An 18,308-nucleotide genomic window follows, 5' to 3' on the forward strand; every position below is an offset into this window, starting at 1 on the left:
TGCCAACGCAGCGGACTGCAACGTTTGAAGAACGGTAGGAACACACATGCCGGTCCTCTCGCGTCGCAGACACCCGGCCTTGCACCACTTCAGACAAGCGCTGCACCGCAGCGGTGCAACGACTCATCCTGCTATGGCGACTGCAATCGGTTTCTGTCAGCGCAAACAGAACTGGGATGCGTGGCATAAATCTTTCATTCGGTTACGGTTTTTACTGAAAATTTGACCATCTCTTCACGGCGAATCCACCTTGATGCGTCAAGGACGGCGGCAAGCCGCCCCTCCGTGGTGCATTCATCCGAATAGTGCGTTTCCCAGTTAGGAGAGAAACTGTGAACACCCATCCCCCCCGGCGTGCAACCCGCCGGCACTTGCTTTGCGTCTCCGTCGCCGGCGCCCTTGCGTGCGTAGCCGCACCCGCCGCCTTCGCCCAGGAAGCGGCCACCAATCTCGACCGCATCACGGTCACCGGCTCCAACATCCCGCGCACCGACACCGAGACCCCGTCGCCGGTGCAGGTGGTGACCCGCCAGGAGATCGACCGCACTGGCAAGACCTCGCTGGGCGAGTACCTGCAGACCCTGACCGCCGACGGCGCCGGCTCGATCCCGAAGAGCTTCGGCAACGGCTTCGCGGGCGGCGGCACGGGCATCTCGCTGCGCGGCCTGGGCGCCGGCTCCACGCTGGTGCTGTTGAATGGCCGGCGCATGGCCACCTACGGCCTGGCCGACGACGGCCAGAAGGTCTTCACCGACCTGAGCACCATCCCAGTGGACGCGGTCGAGCGGGTCGAAGTGCTGAAGGACGGCGCCTCGGCGATCTACGGCTCCGACGCCATCGCCGGCGTGGTCAACATCATCCTGCGCAGCGATTTCCAGGGCGCGATCCTGCGCGGTTCCTACGGCCTCTCCGGCGACGGCGACGGCGATGCGCGCAAGGCGACCCTGACCGCCGGTACCGGCGACCTCGCCAGCGACGGCTGGAACGCGTTCTTCAGCCTGGACGTGGGCAAGACCGACGCGATCAAGATCAGCGACCGCAAGGACCGCAAGTGGATCGGCACCGGCGACATCCGGCGCTGGGGCTACGGCAACGATGCGCAGTTCCTGGGCGGCGCCTTCCTCAACGGCGGCCGGAGCGGCGGCGTCGGCCCGAACGGCTCGGTGTTCGACAACAACGGGCAATTGGTCGCGCTGCCCGGTTGCGCGGGTCTGACCACGATTCCCAGCCAGAGCGACGCGACGGCGCAGGCGCAGGGCTGCCTGTGGGATCCGGCTCAGCAGTTCCGCGACCTGGCGCCGGAGGAAAAGTACGTCAACGTCTTCGGCCGCGCCAGCTTCGCCTTCGGCGAAGGCGGCGAGATCTACACCGAGATCGGCTACTCGAAGAAGGACACGACCTTCTCCAATACGCCGTCGGGCGTCTCCGGCGGCTGGGGCTACCCCGGCAATACGGTCAACGCCAATAGCGGCGCCGGCGCCACCGTGCTCTATGCCGGCCATCCCGACAACCCCCTGCCCTACGCCGCGCGCGTGCGCTACAGCGCCTGGGACGTGGGTCCGCGCGTGACCGAGAACAACAACGAGTTCAACCGCGTCCTGGTCGGCGTGAAGGGCAACTGGGGCGACTGGAGCTACGACACCGGCTACCTGCACTCCGGTACCGACCTGACCAGCACGCGTACCGGCTTCCTGCGCTACAGCGCGGTGCGTTGCGTGCTGGGCAACCCGGCCTGCCCCGCCGGCACCTGGCGCATCGGCGACAACGCCAACCTCAACTCGCAGGCGCTGTACGACTACATTTCGCCGACTATCAGCGCGCGCGCCAAGTCCAGCCTGGATTCGTTCAACGCCACTGTCTCGCGCAGCCTGATGGATCTGCAGGGCGGCCCGCTGGGCCTAGCAATCGGCACCGAATGGCGCCGCACGAGCAACAGCCTGACCCCGCAGACCTACACGGACGTCGGCGACATCATCGGCCTGGGCTATTCGGCCTACGACGGCGTCCAGAACGTGTATGCCGGCTACGTCGAACTGTCGGCGCCCGTGCTGGAGCAACTGGAACTGTCCGCGGCGCTGCGCTACGACAAATACGATGGCGGCGACGGCAAGGCCACGCCGAAGCTGGGCGTGAAGTGGACTCCGGCCGACTGGATCGCGGTACGCGCCACCTATGCCGAAGGCTTCCGTGCACCCAATCCGGCCGAGAACGGCAAGGGTGGCCTTGCCGCGTTCTCCAATGCCAAGGATCCCATGCGTTGCGCGGCGCAAAACACCCCCGCCAACTGCAATGCGCGGTCAGTGGCAATCATCACCACCCCGAACCCCGCACTGAAGCCGGAAGAGTCCAAGAGCTACTCGGTGGGCCTGGTGCTGCAGCCAACCCACAGCACCTCGTTGACGGTTGACGCCTGGGAAATCAAACGCACCAACGAAATCGCCGCCAGCGACACCGCTGCGGCAATCGCAGCAGGCGACGTGGTACGCGACACCGACCTGATCAACGGCATTGCGGGGACCGGCAGCATCCTGGCGGTCAACACCGCTTACGTGAACGCCTCCTCGTCGCGGGTCCGCGGCATCGATACCGATATTCGTCAGACTTTCGACATCGGGCCTGGTGAGTTGGAAATGGATCTGCAGTGGAGCCACCTGCTGAAGTTCGAACGTACCGATGCCGGCAGTACTGCCGACTATCTCGGCACCCATGGCAACTGCGACGTGACCAACTGCGTCGGCACGCCGAAGGACAGGATCAACTTCGGCACTACCTGGCGCCAGGGTCCGTGGAGCGTCAGCGGCGTGGCGAACTACATTTCCAAGATGGAAAACGTTGGTCAGCGTGGCGGCGACTACCTGTTCAGTTATGCGGATGGTACGCCGGTCAAGAAGATCGCCTCGTTCACCACCTTCGATCTGTCGGGCCGCTGGAACATCACCGAGGCGTTCGAACTGAACGCGTCGGTGCAGAACGTGTTCGACCGGATCGCCCCGCTGGATCCGACCACCTACGGTGCGGTCAACTACAACCCGCTGCACTTCAGCGGTGCGATCGGCCGCTACTTCACGGTGGGTGCGAAGTACACGTTCAACTGATCGCGAACGTCGCAAGGCCGTAACGAAAAGCCCGGGCGAAAGCCCGGGCTTTTTTTGTTGCCTGAGCGGTGCGCCAGCATCGGCATCACGCACGCATTGCCGCCACGCGCACGCGATCCGCGATCAGGCGATCAGGCGATCAGGCGCGATGGTAAGGATGATTGGCCAACATCGCCGCGGCGCGGTAGAGCTGCTCGGCCACCACCAGCCGCACCAGCATGTGCGGCAGGGTCAGCGGCCCCAGCGACCAGGATTCGCTGGCGACCGCCAGCACCTCCGGCGAATGGCCTTCGGGACCGCCGATCAGGAACGCCAGATCGCGCCCCTGTCCGCGCCAGTGCTCCATGCGCTGCGCCAGTTGCTCGGAACTGTGTTGCTTGCCGGGCACGTCCAGCGCCACCACCAGCGCATTCTTCGGCAGTGCCGCCAGGACTCGGCGGCCTTCGTCCTCGATCGCGCGCTGCGCATCGCGGCCCTTGCCGCGCAGGCCGGGTTCGATCTCGACCAGATCCAGCGGCAACCAGTGCGAGAGCCGCTTGCGGTACTCGGCGAAGCCCTGCGCCACCCAGGCCGGGGCGCGCTCGCCGGTGGCGATGAGGCGCGCCTTCATCGCTGCGCGCGGCAGGCGCGCATCACCAACGCTCGCCCAGCAGCAGGGCGTCGTACATCGCGTCGTCCAGTTCCTGCTCGGCCAGCCGGGCACGCTCCCGCTTCAACCATTGCTTCAGCGTGTCGGCCTGCCGCGCCGCAGCGCGATCGTCGGCACAGGAGCGGATCTCCTCCTGCACCTGCCGCTTGATCTGCGCCAACAGCGCATCCAGGCGCTGCGGCTGCGGCGCGCGCTCGTCTTGAAGACCGTAACGCCCCATGAAGTCATCGACCAGTCCGGCCAATGTCTGCTCGACCTGCCGCAGTTGCGCGGCGAACAGGTCGTTGTAGTCACGGATGCGCTCCTCGGCCATCGCCGCGATGCCGGTCTGATCCAACTGGCCGATTTCCAGTTGCAGTTCCAGCAGTGCCAGCAGGTCGTCGTTTTGATACGCCTGGTTGAGCCGCTGCATCAAGGCGGTCTTGCGCTCGCGCTGCTGCGGATCGGGCTCGCGGTCCGGATGCAATGCGGCGACTAGATTGCGGTACAGCGCGCGACGCGTCTGTTGCGGATCGGCGGCGACCTGCGCGGCCTTGCCTGCACCGGCACGGCGGCGCTTGTCGCGCTGCTGGGCGCGCCCGGCCGCATGCGCCTGCTGTGCGTGCAGCCGCTCCTGGATCTGCGCATACAGCGCTTCGGGGGAGTGGATATGCGCCATTTCCTCTTCGGTCAGGCCGAATTCCTCACCGATGACCGACGTCAGCAATGCCTCGGATTCGGCCAGATCCTGGTCGAATCCGAGGGGGCTATGCCGGTCGTAGATGTCCTTCAGGCCATCGTTGTCGCCGTCCCGGATCAACAGCGCAGCCAACTCGCAAATGAGCTCGGACAGATCGGCGCGATCGCGCTTGCTCAACTTGAAGGTGGCATGCGCTGCGTCCAGTTCCCGCAACAACTGTACCTGCGCCGCATCGCGCTCCTGCAGCAAGGGATCGACCTGCTCGTGGAAACGCTGCTCCCAGCGCGGCAGCGCGTCCTGCCACGCATGCAACTGCGCACGGGCGCGCTCCAGACGCCTGACCAGGGAGTCGAAGCGCTTGCGTGCCGGCGTCGCGGGTGTCGATTCGGTCGCGCCGACACGCTTGCTGACCGGCAACGCCTCGGTGCCGACGCTGCGCGCGGGATTGCGCCGCTTAGGCATCGCGTGCCGAGTCGTCGTCGTCGCCCGGCGGCTGGTCGCCGACCGTCCACAGCCGCTCCAGCGCATAGAACTCGCGCACCCGCGGCAGCATCACGTGCACCACCACGTCGCCGAGATCGACCAGTACCCACTCGGCCTCGCGCTCGCCTTCCACGCCCAGCGGCATGACATCCAGGCGCTTGGCGTACTTGATGACTTCGTCGGCGATCGACTTGACGTGGCGGGTGGAGGTGCCCGAAACGATGACCAGGTAGTCGGTGACGCTGGACTTGCCGCGCACGTCGATTTCCGCCACGTCCTTGGCCTTGAGTTCCTCGACTGCCTCGCGGACGTGGGCGAGCAGGACCGGCAGCGGCGGCGGCGGATTGGGGACTTGGGTCTTGATGACGTGGGCTTGACTGGACAAAGCGGCGAACTCGATGGAATGGGGCGAATTATAGGCGACCCCGGCAGGGCGCGTATTCAGCCAGAGGCGGCGGCACCGGACGCATACAGCGCATGGTCGCGGATATAGGCCGCCACTGGTGCCGGCAGCAAGGCCGCCCAGTCCTCGCCGGCGGCGATGCGCGCGCGCACCAGGCTGGCCGATTCGCTGCGCAGCGGCTGCCGCAGGCACCACAGGCGGCCGCCCGGCGCACGGGCCAGCGCCTGCGGCGTGTCGGCCCAGCGTCCGGCCACCGCCTGCGCCAGTTCCGCCGGCACCGCCCGCTCCCAGCCGCTGCCGGCGCGGTCGGCGACGATCAGGTGCGCGGCCTCGAGCAGCGCCGGCCACTCGCGCCAGCCGTTGAAGCCGACGAAGCTGTCGCTGCCGATCAGCAGCGCCAGCGGCGCGTCGGCGCCGAGCTCGGCGCGCAGCTCGCGCACCGTGTCGATACTGTAGGACGCCACACCGGGTCGGGCCTGCGCACGGCGCACTTCGTGCAGGTCCAGGACCAGCCCCGGCGTGTCGGCGATGGCCAATGCCAGCATCGCGCAACGCTGCTGCGCATCGGCGCCGGGCGCCGGGCGATGCGGCGGATCGGCCGCCGGCATCAGCCGCACCGGCACCCCGAACGCCTCCCGCGCCGCCCGCGCGATCGCCAGGTGGCCGTTGTGGATGGGATCGAAGGTGCCGCCGTAGATCAGATGCAGTGGTGGGGAATGGGGAATGGGGAATGGGGAAGAAGCAACAGCCGCGGGCTGCGGGGTCTCTGGCGGAACCGCAGCGCCGCTGTTCCCATTCCCGATTCCCGATTCCCGACTCCCGGCGCTCATACCACCAACAACCGCACCGCCCGCGCCTCGGCGATCGCCAGCAGCAGGCGTTCCAGGGCGATCCAGGCATCGCCGTCGGCGCGGCCCTTGGCGATGCGGTCGATGCGGCCGGCCTCGGCGGCGAAACGTTCCCAGCGGCGCGGTTCGGCGTGGCGCTGCAGCGCGCGCTTGAACGGCGCCTGCCGCGACTCCCAGATGCCCTGCCCCTTCATTTCCGCCGCCAGGTTGCCGCCGGCGGCCTGCACCTTGGCCAGGGCGGCGGTGCGCAGCAGCTCCTTGATCAGGATCGGCAGCAGCGCGGCCACCGCCTCGCCCTCGGCGCGCAGGCCGGCGAGCATGCGCCGCACTGCTGGCGCCTGCCCGCCGAGCGTGGCCTCGGCCAGGCGGAACACGTCGTAGCGGGCGGCATCGGCGACCAGCGACTCCATCGCCGCCACGTCCAGCCCCTGGCCGTCGGCCAGCAGCGCCAGCTTGTCGATCTCCTGCGCCGCCGCCAGCAGGTTGCCTTCCACCCGTTCGGCCAGGCGCTGCACCGCGCCGGCGTCGGCGCGCAGGCCCTTGCTGCGCAGGCGCCGCTCGATCCAGTCGCCCAGTTCGTGCGGCTTGATCGCCCAGGCCACGGCGATGGTGCCGATGCGCGCGACCGCGTCGGCCCACTTGCCCTGGTGCGCCTTGCTCCATTCGTTGCAGGTGATCAGCAGCACCACGTCCGGCGGCGGATCGGCGCAGAACGCACTGATGACCTCGCCGCCCTCCTTGCCGGGCTTGCCGCTGGGCAGGCGCAGCTCGATCAGGCGTTGCGCGCTGAACAGGCTGGGCGCATTGAAGCTGGAATACAGCTGGCCCCAGTCGAAATCGCGACCATCGGCATCGAACACCTCGCGCTCGCCGATGCCGGCGGCGCGCGCGCGGGCGCGCACCGCATCGGCGGCTTCGAGCACGCGCAGGGTTTCCGGACCGGCGATCAGATAGACCGGCTGCAGCGGCTGCGACGCCGGCTGGGTGGCGAGTTGTTCGGGACGCAGTTCCATGGCGACAGCCTACGCTGCTGCAGGCACATACGGCGAACGCCATGCGCCGGCAGCGAACGGCGTGGCCGCCGTGCGCGGCGGCGAAGGCAGCAGGGCGAGGCTCAAGGCTGCGGCGTGGTCGCCGGCTTGCCTGCGGCCGGGGTACCGTCGGCCGGCTTGCCTTCCACCGGCGTGCCGTCGGTCGACGGCGGCGCGGCGTTGACGTCCTTGCCGTCGCGCACCTGCGCGCGCACCACGCTGTCGATCCGGCGCAGCATCGAGGCCGACATCTCGCGGCGCAGTTCGTCGGCCAGGATCTCGCGCTCGGTGGAGGTACCGGTGGCGTCGGTCGGCGGGGAGACGTAGTCGCGCGACAGCTCGATCACCTGCTGCGGCACCAGCACGCTGCCGTCGGCGCGGCGGAACAGGAAGATCGCCGCGTAGCGCAGGCTGTATTCCTGGGCGCGGCCTTCGGCGTCGAGCGCGATCGGCAGATCGCCCCAGCGCTCGGACAGCACCTCCAGGCGGGCCACACCGGTGTTGACCTCCTTGGGCGCGATCTGCGCGCCGGCCGCGCGCAGGCCGCGCTCGAGCAGCTTGGCCAGCTCGCTGTACGGCGCCGAGGACACCACCTTCACCGACGGCGTGTCGGCCGGCAGGGTCAGCTTGTTGCGCAGGTGGAAACCGCAGGCGGTCAGGGACGCCGCGAAGACGAGAGCGAGCAGGAGTCGGGTCATGGACACAGTCTGGAGGAGCCGGCTGGGCGCGGCAACAGGCGGCTAGCCTGCCGTACGCCGCGTGAACGCGGGTTGAGACCTGCCGCGCCGCACGGCCGCGACGCGGCCGCAGCGGCGCGCCGGCTCACGCCGCCACCAGGTTCACGATCTTGCCGGGGACGATGATGATCTTGCGGATGCTCAGCCCTTCCAGGAACTTGGCCGCATTCGGCTCGGCCTGGGCCAGCGCCTCGATCTGCTCGCGCGGGGTGTCGGCGCCGACCTCGATGGTGCCGCGCAGCTTGCCGTTGACCTGCACCGCCAGGGTCACCGCGTCGCGTACCAGCGCGGCCGGGTCCGGCTGCGGGAACGGCACGTCCTCCAACAGCGTCGCCGGATGGCCCAGCGCCTGCCACAGCGCGTGGCTGGCGTGCGGGGTGATGGGGTTGAGCAGCAGCACCGCCGCTTCCAGCGCTTCCTGGCGCACCGCGCGGCCCTGATCGCCGGCGTCGTCGAACTTGGCCAGCGCGTTGGTCAGTTCCATCACCGCGGCGATGGCGGTGTTGAAGCTGTGGCGGCGGCCGTAGTCGTCGGCGACCTTGCCGATGGTCTCGTGGGTCTTGCGCCGCAGCGCCTTGTGCTCGGCATTCAGCGCGGCCGGATCCAGCGCCGGCGCGGCGCCGTCGGCGACATGCTTGTGCACCTGCGCCCACAGCCGGCGCAGGAACCGCGCCATGCCGTCCACGCCGGCCTCGTTCCACTCCAGCGACTGCTCCGGCGGCGCGGCGAACATCGAGAACAGGCGCACCGTGTCGGCGCCGTACTTGCCGACCATCGCCTGCGGATCCACGCCGTTGTTCTTGGACTTGGACATCTTCTCGGTGCCGCCGATCAGCACCGGCTGGCCGTCGCCGCGGTGCACCGCGCCGATCACCCGCGCCTTGTCGTCGCGCTGCACGTCCACGTCGGCCGGGTTGATCCAGTCCTTGGAACCGTCCGGGTTCTGCCGGTAGAAGGTCTCGGCGATCACCATGCCCTGGGTCAGCAGGTTGGTCGCCGGCTCGTCGCTGTCCACCAGGCGCGCGTCGCGCAGCAGCTTGTGGAAGAAGCGGAAGTACATCAGGTGCAGGATCGCGTGCTCGATGCCGCCGATGTACTGGTCCACCGGCAGCCAGTAGTTGCCGCGCTTGTCGACCATGTCCTTGGCGCCGGGCGAGGTGTAGCGCGCGTAGTACCAGCTCGACTCCATGAAGGTGTCGAAGGTGTCGGTCTCGCGCTCGGCCGCCGCGCCGCACTGCGGGCAGGTGGTCTTGCGCCATTCCGGGTCGGTCTTCAGCGGCGAGCCGGTGCCGCTCAGGGCGACGTTCTCCGGCAGCAGCACCGGCAGTTGGTCTTCCGGCACCGGCACCGCGCCACAGCTCTGGCAATAGATCACCGGGATCGGGCAGCCCCAGTAGCGCTGGCGGCTGACGCCCCAGTCGCGCAGGCGATAGTTGACCCGGCGCTGGCCCTGGCCCTTGCGCTCGAAGCGCTCGGCCAGCGCCTCGAACGCGCCCTGGAAGTCCAGCCCGTCGAACTCGGCGGAATTGACCAGTTCCAGTTCGCGGGTCTTGTCGCCGTACCAGTCCTGCCAGCGGCTCGGGTCGTAGCTGCGCTCGTCGTCGTTCTTCGGCGCCTTCAGCGCGATCACCTGGCGGATCGGCAGGGCGTACTTGCTGGCGAATTCGAAATCGCGCTGGTCGTGGCCGGGCACCGCCATCACCGCGCCGGTGCCGTAGCCCATCAGCACGAAGTTGGCGACCCACACCGGCACCTGCTCGCCGCTGATCGGGTGCACCGCGGTCAGGCCGGTGGCCATGCCGCGCTTTTCCTGGGTTTCCAGTTCGGCCTCGGAGACGCCGCCCTGCTTCAGCTCGGCCAGCAGCGCGGCCAGCTCGGGATTGGACTTGGCCGCGTGCAACGCCAGCGGATGCTCGCTGGCGATGGACACGAAGGTCACGCCCATCAGCGTGTCCGGGCGCGTGGTGAACACGCGCAGCGGGTCCAGCGCGCTGCCGTCGGCGTCGCGCACGTCGAACTGGATCTCCAGGCCCTCGGAGCGGCCGATCCAGTTGCGCTGCATGGTCTTGACCGACTCCGGCCAGCCCGGCAACTGGTCCAGGCCGTCCAGCAGTTCCTGCGCGTAGTCGGTGATGCGCAGGAACCACTGCGGGATCTCGCGCTTTTCCACCAGCGCGCCGGAGCGCCAGCCGCGGCCGTCGATGACCTGCTCGTTGGCCAGCACGGTCTGGTCGATCGGGTCCCAGTTCACCACCGCGTTGCGGCGGTAGGCCAGGCCCTTGCGCATCAGCCGGGTGAACATGCGCTGCTCGTGTACGTAGTACTCCGGCCGGCAGGTGGCGAACTCGCGCGACCAGTCGATGGCGTAGCCCAGCGACTTGAGCTGGCTGCGCATGTGGTCGATGTTGGCGTAGGTCCACTTCGCCGGCGCGGTCTTGTTTTTGATCGCCGCGTTCTCGGCCGGCAGGCCGAACGCGTCCCAGCCCATCGGCTGCAGCACGTTCTTGCCGATCATGCGCTGGTAGCGGCTGATCACGTCGCCGATGGTGTAGTTGCGCACGTGGCCCATGTGCAGCGCCCCGGATGGGTACGGCAGCATCGACAGGCAGTAGAACTTGGGCTTGTCGGAGGTCTCGTCGACCTCGAAGGCGCGGGTGGCGTCCCAGAACTGCTGGGCGGAGGATTCGACCTGCTGCGGGTCGTAGGCGGTGGGCTCGACGGCGGACATGGAAACGGGCAAGGGCCAGGCGGCAACAAAGCGGCCAAGGGTACCGTAGCGCGGCAAGCCGCTCCAATCCCGGCGACGGGCGGCAGCGGCGCGGGACGCCGCGGCGGCGCCTGGCAGGCGCCGGAACCGCGGCTGCAACGCGATTGGCGACGCCGGGCCGCACGCCGGCGTCGGTCCTGCGGCAGCCCGCCTCGAAGGCCGACTGCGCAAGCCCGACCGGGTCAGCCGCGGTGCGGGACCCTCGTTGGCCCCGGCCACCAGGCCAGCAACGCCAGCCAGCCCCACCACAGCAGGAACACCAGCCGCTGCGCCAGCGCCGGCGACAGCAGCCGATCCAGCGCGAACGCGCCCAGCGTCACCAGCAGCGCAATCGCCAACGCCAGCGCGGCCCAGCCGCGCGCGGTCGGATCGCGGCGCGCGCCCAGCCCCAGCAGGGCCGCGGCCGCCACCAGGGCCACCACCCACAGCAACCACGCGCTGGCATGCAACTGGGTCGCGCGCGCGTCCAGGTCGGTCGGATCCAGCGGCAGCAGGCCCATGCCGGCGAAAGCTAGGCCGGCCAACAGCAGCAACTGCCCACCAACGCGCAACGACCAGGGCGCGTGGAGGCCGGCGCGGCGCAGCAGCCGCAGCGCCAGCGCCATCGCCAGGCCCCCGGGCAACACGAATGCCAACAGGTTGAACGCCCAGGCGTGCGGGATGCCGCGCGCGCCGAGCAGGGCCAGCGGATGCGACCACGGCAGATAGCCGGGCAGCACCGCGCCGAAGCCCAGCATCGCCGCCACCGCGGCCACCGCCAGCAGCGGCCCGATCCAGCGCAGCACCCGTTCGCTCACCTCGCCCATCCGTTCCCGTCCTTTCGCGCCGGCATGGCGCCTCCAGCCGGGCATTGTCGCCGCTGCGGCCGCGGCCGGCACGCGCGGCGTGGCGCCGCCGCCCTTGCATCGGCGCCGCGACGCCTCCATACAGAGCGTCCTCTCGCCTGCGATGACACTGCCCATGTCCGACACGCCCCACGTTTTCGACGCCAAGACCGAGACCTTCGAAGCCGACGTGCTGCAGCGCTCGCTGCAGACCCCGGTGCTGGTGGACTTCTGGGCGCCCTGGTGCGGCCCGTGCAAGACCCTGAGCCCGATCCTGGAAAAGCTGGCGGCCGAGTACAACGGCGGCTTCGTGCTGGCCAAGGTCGACGTGGACAAGGAGCAGCAGATCGCGGCGGCGTTCCAGATCCGCTCGGTGCCGACGGTATTCCTGGTCAAGGGCGGGCAACTGGTCGACGGCTTCCCCGGCGCCCTGCCGGAGGGCCAGTTGCGCGAGTTCCTGACCCAGCACGGGATCGCGCCGCTGGCGGCGCAGGAACCGGCCGAGGACGTGCCGGCGGCGCCGCTGGATCCGCAGGCCGAGGTACAGCGCCTGCGCGAGGCGGTGGCGGCCGAGCCGGACAAGGACGAACTGAAGCTGGATCTGGCCCTGGCCCTGGTCAAGGTCGGCGCCGCCGCCGAGGCCGAGACCCTGATCGACGCACTGCCGGCCAATCTCGCCACCGACGAGCGCGCGGTGCGGGCACGGGCGCGACTGGGCTTCGTCGGCGCGCTGCAGGCCGCCCCGCCGCTGGAGACCCTGCAGGCCACGCTGGCGCAGGATCCGGCCGATCTCAAGGCGCGCTACCTGCTGGGCGTGCGCCACCTTGTCGGCGGCGACGACGCGGCTGCGCTGGAACAGTTCCTGGAGATGCTGCGCCAGGACCGCACGTTCGAGGACGGCCTGCCGAAGAAGGCGCTGATCGATGCGTTCCGGGTGATCGAGGACGAGGATCTGGTCGGGCAGTACCGTCGGAAGATGTCCGCCCTGTTGTTCTGAGATTACAATCTCAGGTCCAGCGGCTGACTACGGCGTCTCCAGCCGCTGCGACGGACGGACGGACGCGACCCGGCCTGACCCCAGGATGCCGCGATCAGGGACGAACGCCGCCTGCAGCCCCGCAGGCAGCGCCGGCCTGGTCTTTTGCCGGATGTATGCCGTGAACCAGTTCGATCGCCGCATGGCCTCGCCCACCCGCACCTCGTGGGCAGGCGCACGCAGACTGGTCGGCCTGCTGTGCTGGATTGGCCTGCTGCTCGCCCCCACTGCGATGGCGCAGGACTGGCACTACCGGGTGCGCCCCGGCGATACGCTCTGGGATCTCGGCCGGCTGTATCTGCGCCCGGGCATGGACTGGGCGCGGTTGGGCCAGCACAACCAGGTCGCCGATCCGCAGCGGCTGGTGCCGGGATCGCGCCTGCGGTTTCCGATCGCCTGGCTGCGCGTGCAACCGGCGCCGGCGCGGCTGGTCGCCCTGCGTGGACAGATCAGCGTGCAGACCGCCGACAAGGCGACGCTCTCGGCGCAGCAAGGCATGCCGCTGCCGATCGGCAGCGCCCTGCAGACCGGTGCCGATGCCAGCGCGACCGTGCAGTTCGCCGACGGCTCGCGCATGCAGGTGCGTGAGAACAGCCTGGTGCGCTTCGACCAGCTCGTCCGCTACGGCGCCACCGGCATGGTCGATACGCGGGTGCGGCTGGAGAAGGGTCGCACCAGCAACGACGTCATCCCCGCCACCGGCCCCGCCTCGCGCTACATCATCCAGACCCCGTCCAGCACCAGCAGCGTGCGCGGCACCCGCTTCCGGGTCGGCACCGGCAGCGACAGCGCGTTCGCCAGCACCGAGGTGCTGCAGGGCGCGGTGCGCGTCGCCGGCCAGGGCGGCCAGCGCCTGCTGCAGCCAGGCGAGGCGGCGCGGGTCGCCACCGGGTCGGCGCCGCGGCAGGAAGCGCTGCTGCCGGCGCCGATCCTGGACCTGGCGCACAGTCGCCTGCAGCGTCCGCCCTACCTGCTCGCCTGGGCGCCGCTGGCCGGCGCCAGCCACTACCGCCTCGAGGCGGTGGACGCGCAGCAACGCGAGGTGCTGCGCTTCGCCCAGGAAACCGAGGCCACCGCACTGGCGCTGGACGCGCTGCCGGCCGGCGACCTGCGGCTGCTGCTGCGTGGCGTCACCGCCACCGGCGTGGAAGGCGAGGACGCCGAGCAGCCGCTGCAGGTCTCGGCCACGCCGCTGCCGCCGCTGACCGTGCAGCCGCTGCACGAGCAGCAACTGCGCATCGCGCGGCCGCGCTTCGTCTGGACCCGCAACCCGGAGGCGACCAGCAGCGTGCTGCAAGTGGCGCGCGATGCGCAGTTCCAGGACCTGCTGCTGGAGCAGCAGACCGACGCGACCCATCTGCGCGCGCCGCAGCCCCTGCCGCCCGGCACCTACTTCTGGCGCCTCGCCTCGCGCGATGCGCAAGGCCGGCAAGGCCCGTTCGGGCAGGCGCTGACGCTGCATCTCAGCGATACGCCGGTCGATCCCGGCCTGGCGCCGGCGCAGGCCGAGCGCAGCACGCTGACCCTGCGCTGGCAGCCGGATCCGGACGCGCACCATTACCGGGTGCAGCTGGCGCGCGATCCCGCGTTCCGCCGCGGCCTGCTCGAACGCACCGTGACCCAGCCGCAGGTCGCGCTGCCGCGGCCGCGCCGCGGCACCTGGTACGTGCGTATCCAGACCCTGGACGCCGACGGCGAGGCCGCGCCGTTCTCGACGCCGCAGACGCTGGACCTGCCCTGCCGCTACTGCAAGCTCGGCACGGCCGGCGGCGCGCTGCTGCTGTGGCTGGCGTTGTGAACGCCACGCTGCTGCGACACGTGCTGGTGGCGCTCGTCGCAGCCGCACTGGCCGCGGCACTGAGCCTGGGCGATGTCACCGGGCGACTGGACAACGCGCTGTACGACGCGGCAATCGCGCAGGCGCCGCGTCCGGCCGATCCGCGCATGCTGCTGATCGCCATCGACGACCGCAGCCTGCAGGCACTGGGCCAGTGGCCATGGCGACGCGACCTGCACGCGCGCCTGCTCGACCGGCTCAGCGCAGCGGGCACCGAGCGGGTGGCGCTGGATCTGCTGTTCAGCGAACCCGACCTGCAACACGCCGACGACGATGCGCGCCTGGCCGCGGCGCTGCGGCGCAATGGCCGCACCGTGCTGCCGGTGATCGGCAGCGCCAGCGGTGCGGACATGCCGCAGGAGCTGCTGCCGATCCCCGCCATCGCCACCGCCGCGGCGGCGCTGGCGCACACCGACCTCGCCGTCGATGCCGACGGCATCGCGCGCGGCGTCTACCTGCGCGCCGGGCTCGGCAGTGCGCACTGGCCGGCACTGGCCGCGGCCCTCACCGGCCGCGCGCTGCCGCCGGCGCCGGCCACCACCGACGCACCCTATGCCTGGCATCGCGCGGACTACGTCGGCCTGCGTTTCGCCGCGCCGTCGGCAGCGTTCGCGCAGGTGTCCTACGTCGACGTCGTGCAGGGCCGGATTCCGCTGCAGTCGCTGCGCGGACGCCTGGCGATCGTCGGCGTCACCGCCACCGGTCTGGGGCAGCGGGTGATGACGCCGATGTCCGATGCGCGCTGGATGAGCGCGCCCGAATACCAGGCCAACGTCGCGGCGATGCTGTTGCGCGGCGACCCGATCCTGCCGTCGTCGCGCACTGCCCAGGTGGCCGGGTCCACGCTGCTGGTGCTGCTGGCCTGCCTGGGCACGCAGTGCGCCGGTGGGCGCCGACGGCGCTGGCTGGTGCCGCTGGCGAGCATGGCGGTGGTCGCCGGCGGCAGCCTGCTGTGGCTGCTGCTCGGCAGCCGCTGGTTCGCGCCAGGAGCGGCCCTGCTCGCCCTGGCCATCGTCGCCGCCGGTCAGTTCTGCCTGCACGCGGCACGCTGGCGCCGCCAGGCGCATCGCGACGCTCTGACCGGTCTGGTGAACCGCCACGGCTTCGAACAGGCGTTCGCCCAAGCGCTGGACGAGGCGCGGCGCAGCGGCCGGCCGCTGACGCTGATCATCGTCGATGTGGATCATTTCAAGCGCTACAACGACACCCTGGGCCATCGCACCGGCGACCGCGCGCTGAAGCTGGTGGCCGCCGCGGTGGCGCGGCATGCGCGACATCCGCGCGAGGTCGCCGCGCGCTTTGGCGGCGACGAGTTCGCCATGATCCTGCCCGCCACCGATGCCGCCGATGCCAGCCGCATCGCCGCGGCGCTGGTCGAGGAGATCCGCGGGCTGTCGCTGCGCGCGCCGAACGGCAGCGTCGCCATCACCGCCAGCCTGGGCGTGCACAGCGCCACCGCGACAGCGCTCACGTCGGAGCGCGCGTTCTTCGAATCCGCCGACGCGGCGCTGTACCGGGTCAAGCGCGACGGACGCGACGGCTACGCGCTCAGCGACGCGACACCAGCACACCATACGCATGCGTCTGGTAACCTGCCGCACTCCGATCCACCCACTGCCGCGCAATGAAGCCATCGCTGTTCCGCCTGGGCCTGAACCTGTGGCCGCCGTTCCTGTGCGCCGGCATCCATGTGACCGAACTGAGCGCGGACTACCGCCACGCCCGCGTCGAACTGCGCATGCGTCCGTGGAACCGCAACTACGTGGGCACCCATTTCGGCGGCAGCCTGTTCGCCATGACCGATCCGTTCTGGATGCTGCTGACCATGCAGAACCTGGGGCGCGACTACTACGTCTGGGACAAGGCCGGCAGCATCGAGTTCGTGCGCCCGGGGCGCGGCACGGTCAGCGCGCGGTTCGATCTGGACCAGGCGCTGCTGGACGAACTGCGCGCGGCCACCGCCAGCGGCGACAAGCATCTGCGCTGGTTCGAGACCGACGTCGTCGACGCCCAGGGCGAGGTGGTGGCGCGGACGCGCAAGCAGCTGTACGTCAAGCGCAAGCCGCCGCGTTAGCGCGCCTGCCGCCCGCGGGTTCGCCAAGGCCGGCGCCGCCTCTGCGCACGCAGGCGGGTACACATCGCATGCGATACCGACCGCGACGTCAGCGTGCGCGGCGTCGCGAGGCGGGCCGCATGGGCGGGCCCCGGCCCAATCGCAGCTGCACGGCCGCGCCACGAGACCATGCGGCGCCGCACCAACGGCCATCACGCGCCGCTACACTACGCGGATGTCGCCCGATCTCTCCGCTCCCGCCCCCCGCCCGTCCCTGCAACGGCTGTTCTTCACCGGCCTGCTGACCCTGTTGCCGATCTGGCTGACCTGGGTGGTGGTCAAGTTCGTGTTCGTGCTGCTCTCGGGCATCAGCAGCCCCTGGGTGGTGCCGCTGTCGGTGCGCATCGCCGCCTCGTTCCCGCGCGAGCTGGGCTGGGCCACCGCGCAATGGGTGCAGAACACCATCGCCCTGATCGCCACCCTGGCGGTGATCCTGCTGGTCGGCATCCTCAGCCGGCGCATGATCGGCCAGCGCCTGCTGCGCTGGTTCGAGGCCGTGATGCGCCGCATCCCGCTGGCCAGCGTGGTCTACGACAGCGTGCGCAAGCTGGTGGACATCCTGCAGACCCAGCCCGGCAGCACCCAGCGCGTGGTGCTGATCGACTTCCCGCACCGGGACATGAAGTCGGTGGGCCTGGTCACGCGGGTGATCAAGGAACACGGCACCGGCCGCGAGCTGGCCGCGGTGTACGTGCCGACCACGCCCAACCCGACCTCCGGCTACCTGGAAATCGTGCCGGTGGAACTGCTCACGCCCACCGACTGGAGCGTGGACCAGGCCATGAGCTTCATCATCTCCGGCGGCGCGGTGTCGCCGGAGAGCGTGCCCTTCACCCGCACCGTGGACCGCTGACGCCGATGCGCCGCGGCACGCTCGACGATCGCGCGGTCCGGCTGTTCATCGCCCTGGCGGCGTTCTTCTGCGTCAACGCCGCGCTGGCCGAGTTCATCGGGGTCAAGATCTTCGCCCTGGAAGACACCCTGGGCATCGCGCCGCTGAACTGGAACCTGTTCGGGCAGACGGGCTCGATGAACTTCACCGCCGGTACCCTGCTGTGGCCGCTGGTGTTCATCCTCACCGACACCATCAACGAGTTCTTCGGCCGCCGCGGCGTGCGCTTCATCTCCTGGCTGGCGGTGGGGCTGATCGGCTACGGCTTCCTGTTCGCCTTCGCCGCGATCGCGCTGGCCCCAGCCGGCTTCTGGGTCACCGCGGCGCAACACCAGGGCGTGCCCGACTACCAGGCCGCGTTCGCCGCGGTGTTCGGCCAGGGCATGTGGACCATCGCCGGCTCGCTGGTCGCATTCATGGCCGGCCAGCTGATCGACGTGGCGGTGTTCCACCGCATCCGCAACGTGACCGGGGAGAAGCACGTGTGGCTGCGCGCCACCGGCTCCACCGCGGTCTCGCAGCTGATCGACAGCTTCGTGGTGATCTACATCGCCTTCGTGCTCGGCCCGCAGCACTGGTCGATGCAGCTGTTCCTGGCGGTGAGCACGCTGAACTACATCTGCAAGATGCTGCTGGCGGTGCTGCTGATCCCGCTGCTGTACCTGATGCGGCGGCTGATCACCGACTATCTGCCCCCCGAACGCGCCGAACAATTGCGCGAGGAAGCCGCCGCCGACTGAACGCCGGCACACGCGCGAGCGCACCGCACGCGCTTGCGCGCGGCCATCGTGCAGCGCCGCAGAGGCCGCTGCCGCCTGGCCCGTCGCGACACGGCGCCCGCCCGCGACAGGGCGGTGGGCGCCCGCAGGCAGCGGCCATGGGTGGCCTCGGCGGTGCGGATCGGGCAAGCTCCC

At 70.1% G+C, this 18,308-nt stretch carries 15 protein-coding genes; 7 read left to right on the forward strand and 8 right to left on the reverse strand.

Going from position 1 to position 18,308, the window contains the following annotated elements:
* The first annotated feature begins 371 nt into the window (after nt 1-371).
* Nucleotides 372-3,095 carry a TonB-dependent receptor gene (locus CEK68_RS01165; protein WP_226977720.1) on the forward strand — a complete coding sequence of 908 codons (2,724 nt, stop codon included), beginning with the start codon at nt 372-374 and terminating at the stop codon, nt 3,093-3,095.
* Nucleotides 3,096-3,234: 139 nt separating this feature from the next.
* Here the strand turns inward: CEK68_RS01165 and rlmH are convergent, their stop codons facing one another.
* The 8 genes from rlmH to CEK68_RS01205 form a co-directional block, all read right to left on the reverse strand.
* Complete coding sequence (gene rlmH, locus CEK68_RS01170; RefSeq protein WP_010340439.1) at nt 3,235-3,705, reverse strand: 23S rRNA (pseudouridine(1915)-N(3))-methyltransferase RlmH; 471 nt, start codon at nt 3,703-3,705, stop codon at nt 3,235-3,237.
* A gap of 22 nt (nt 3,706-3,727) precedes the next feature.
* The gene (locus CEK68_RS01175; RefSeq protein ID WP_226977721.1) at nt 3,728-4,885 is read right to left on the reverse strand and encodes a J domain-containing protein; all 1,158 of its coding nucleotides are present in this window, start codon (nt 4,883-4,885) and stop codon (nt 3,728-3,730) included.
* On the reverse strand, nt 4,878-5,291 hold the full coding sequence (rsfS, locus tag CEK68_RS01180; protein WP_017907284.1) for a ribosome silencing factor: 414 nt from the start codon (nt 5,289-5,291) through the stop codon (nt 4,878-4,880). Before rsfS ends, CEK68_RS01175 begins: the two co-directional genes overlap by 8 nt.
* 56 nt (nt 5,292-5,347) lie before the next feature.
* A complete protein-coding gene (gene nadD, locus CEK68_RS01185; RefSeq protein WP_193314069.1) occupies nt 5,348-6,139 on the reverse strand; it encodes a nicotinate-nucleotide adenylyltransferase in 792 nt (263 codons plus the stop codon).
* Nucleotides 6,136-7,170: a DNA polymerase III subunit delta gene (gene holA, locus CEK68_RS01190; protein ID WP_017917515.1), complete on the reverse strand. Its 1,035-nt coding sequence runs from the start codon at nt 7,168-7,170 to the stop codon at nt 6,136-6,138. Before holA ends, nadD begins: the two co-directional genes overlap by 4 nt.
* A 101-nt stretch (nt 7,171-7,271) precedes the next feature.
* Nucleotides 7,272-7,886 carry an LPS assembly lipoprotein LptE gene (gene lptE / locus CEK68_RS01195; protein ID WP_152238277.1) on the reverse strand — a complete coding sequence of 205 codons (615 nt, stop codon included), beginning with the start codon at nt 7,884-7,886 and terminating at the stop codon, nt 7,272-7,274.
* A gap of 124 nt (nt 7,887-8,010) precedes the next feature.
* A complete protein-coding gene (leuS, locus tag CEK68_RS01200; protein WP_152238278.1) occupies nt 8,011-10,653 on the reverse strand; it encodes a leucine--tRNA ligase in 2,643 nt (880 codons plus the stop codon).
* Nucleotides 10,654-10,874: 221 nt separating this feature from the next.
* Nucleotides 10,875-11,498 (reverse strand): DUF998 domain-containing protein, encoded by a 624-nt coding sequence (locus tag CEK68_RS01205; protein WP_152238279.1) that lies wholly within the window; start codon nt 11,496-11,498, stop codon nt 10,875-10,877.
* 154 nt (nt 11,499-11,652) lie between these two features.
* Here CEK68_RS01205 and trxA point away from each other — a divergent pair, with 154 nt between their 5' ends.
* The 6 genes from trxA (at nt 11,653) to CEK68_RS01235 (ending at nt 18,134) form a co-directional block, all read left to right on the forward strand.
* A complete protein-coding gene (trxA, locus tag CEK68_RS01210) occupies nt 11,653-12,513 on the forward strand; it encodes a co-chaperone YbbN (RefSeq protein WP_343193837.1) in 861 nt (286 codons plus the stop codon).
* Between the two features lie 160 nt (nt 12,514-12,673).
* Complete coding sequence (locus CEK68_RS01215) at nt 12,674-14,350, forward strand: FecR domain-containing protein (RefSeq protein ID WP_226977722.1); 1,677 nt, start codon at nt 12,674-12,676, stop codon at nt 14,348-14,350.
* Complete coding sequence (locus tag CEK68_RS01220; protein ID WP_152238281.1) at nt 14,347-16,017, forward strand: CHASE2 domain-containing protein; 1,671 nt, start codon at nt 14,347-14,349, stop codon at nt 16,015-16,017. The genes CEK68_RS01215 and CEK68_RS01220 overlap by 4 nt, the downstream gene beginning before the upstream one ends.
* On the forward strand, nt 16,014-16,463 hold the full coding sequence (locus tag CEK68_RS01225) for a DUF4442 domain-containing protein (RefSeq protein ID WP_152238282.1): 450 nt from the start codon (nt 16,014-16,016) through the stop codon (nt 16,461-16,463). The genes CEK68_RS01220 and CEK68_RS01225 overlap by 4 nt, the downstream gene beginning before the upstream one ends.
* Before the next feature lie 214 nt (nt 16,464-16,677).
* A complete protein-coding gene (locus CEK68_RS01230) occupies nt 16,678-17,355 on the forward strand; it encodes a DUF502 domain-containing protein (protein ID WP_017910205.1) in 678 nt (225 codons plus the stop codon).
* A complete protein-coding gene (locus CEK68_RS01235) occupies nt 17,352-18,134 on the forward strand; it encodes a queuosine precursor transporter (RefSeq protein ID WP_193314071.1) in 783 nt (260 codons plus the stop codon). The genes CEK68_RS01230 and CEK68_RS01235 overlap by 4 nt, the downstream gene beginning before the upstream one ends.
* Nucleotides 18,135-18,308 lie beyond the last annotated feature (174 nt).

Origin of the sequence: Xanthomonas sp. LMG 12461 (assembly GCF_009192935.1) — a bacterium.
GTDB classification, from domain to species: Bacteria; Pseudomonadota; Gammaproteobacteria; order Xanthomonadales; family Xanthomonadaceae; genus Xanthomonas_A; species Xanthomonas_A sontii.

Bases quoted from the DNA above. Each gene is read 5' to 3' on its own strand.
- holA (WP_017917515.1), bottom strand. From the start codon at position 7,170: ATGGAACTGCGTCCCGAACAACTCGCCACCCAGCCGGCGTCGCAGCCG.
- rlmH (WP_010340439.1), bottom strand. From the start codon at position 3,705: ATGAAGGCGCGCCTCATCGCCACCGGCGAGCGCGCCCCGGCCTGGGTG.
- CEK68_RS01205 (WP_152238279.1), bottom strand. From the start codon at position 11,498: ATGGGCGAGGTGAGCGAACGGGTGCTGCGCTGGATCGGGCCGCTGCTG.
- CEK68_RS01175 (WP_226977721.1), bottom strand. From the start codon at position 4,885: ATGCCTAAGCGGCGCAATCCCGCGCGCAGCGTCGGCACCGAGGCGTTG.
- leuS (WP_152238278.1), bottom strand. From the start codon at position 10,653: ATGTCCGCCGTCGAGCCCACCGCCTACGACCCGCAGCAGGTCGAATCC.
- CEK68_RS01230 (WP_017910205.1), top strand. From the start codon at position 16,678: ATGTCGCCCGATCTCTCCGCTCCCGCCCCCCGCCCGTCCCTGCAACGG.
- nadD (WP_193314069.1), bottom strand. From the start codon at position 6,139: ATGAGCGCCGGGAGTCGGGAATCGGGAATCGGGAATGGGAACAGCGGC.
- CEK68_RS01225 (WP_152238282.1), top strand. From the start codon at position 16,014: ATGAAGCCATCGCTGTTCCGCCTGGGCCTGAACCTGTGGCCGCCGTTC.
- lptE (WP_152238277.1), bottom strand. From the start codon at position 7,886: ATGACCCGACTCCTGCTCGCTCTCGTCTTCGCGGCGTCCCTGACCGCC.
- trxA (WP_343193837.1), top strand. From the start codon at position 11,653: ATGTCCGACACGCCCCACGTTTTCGACGCCAAGACCGAGACCTTCGAA.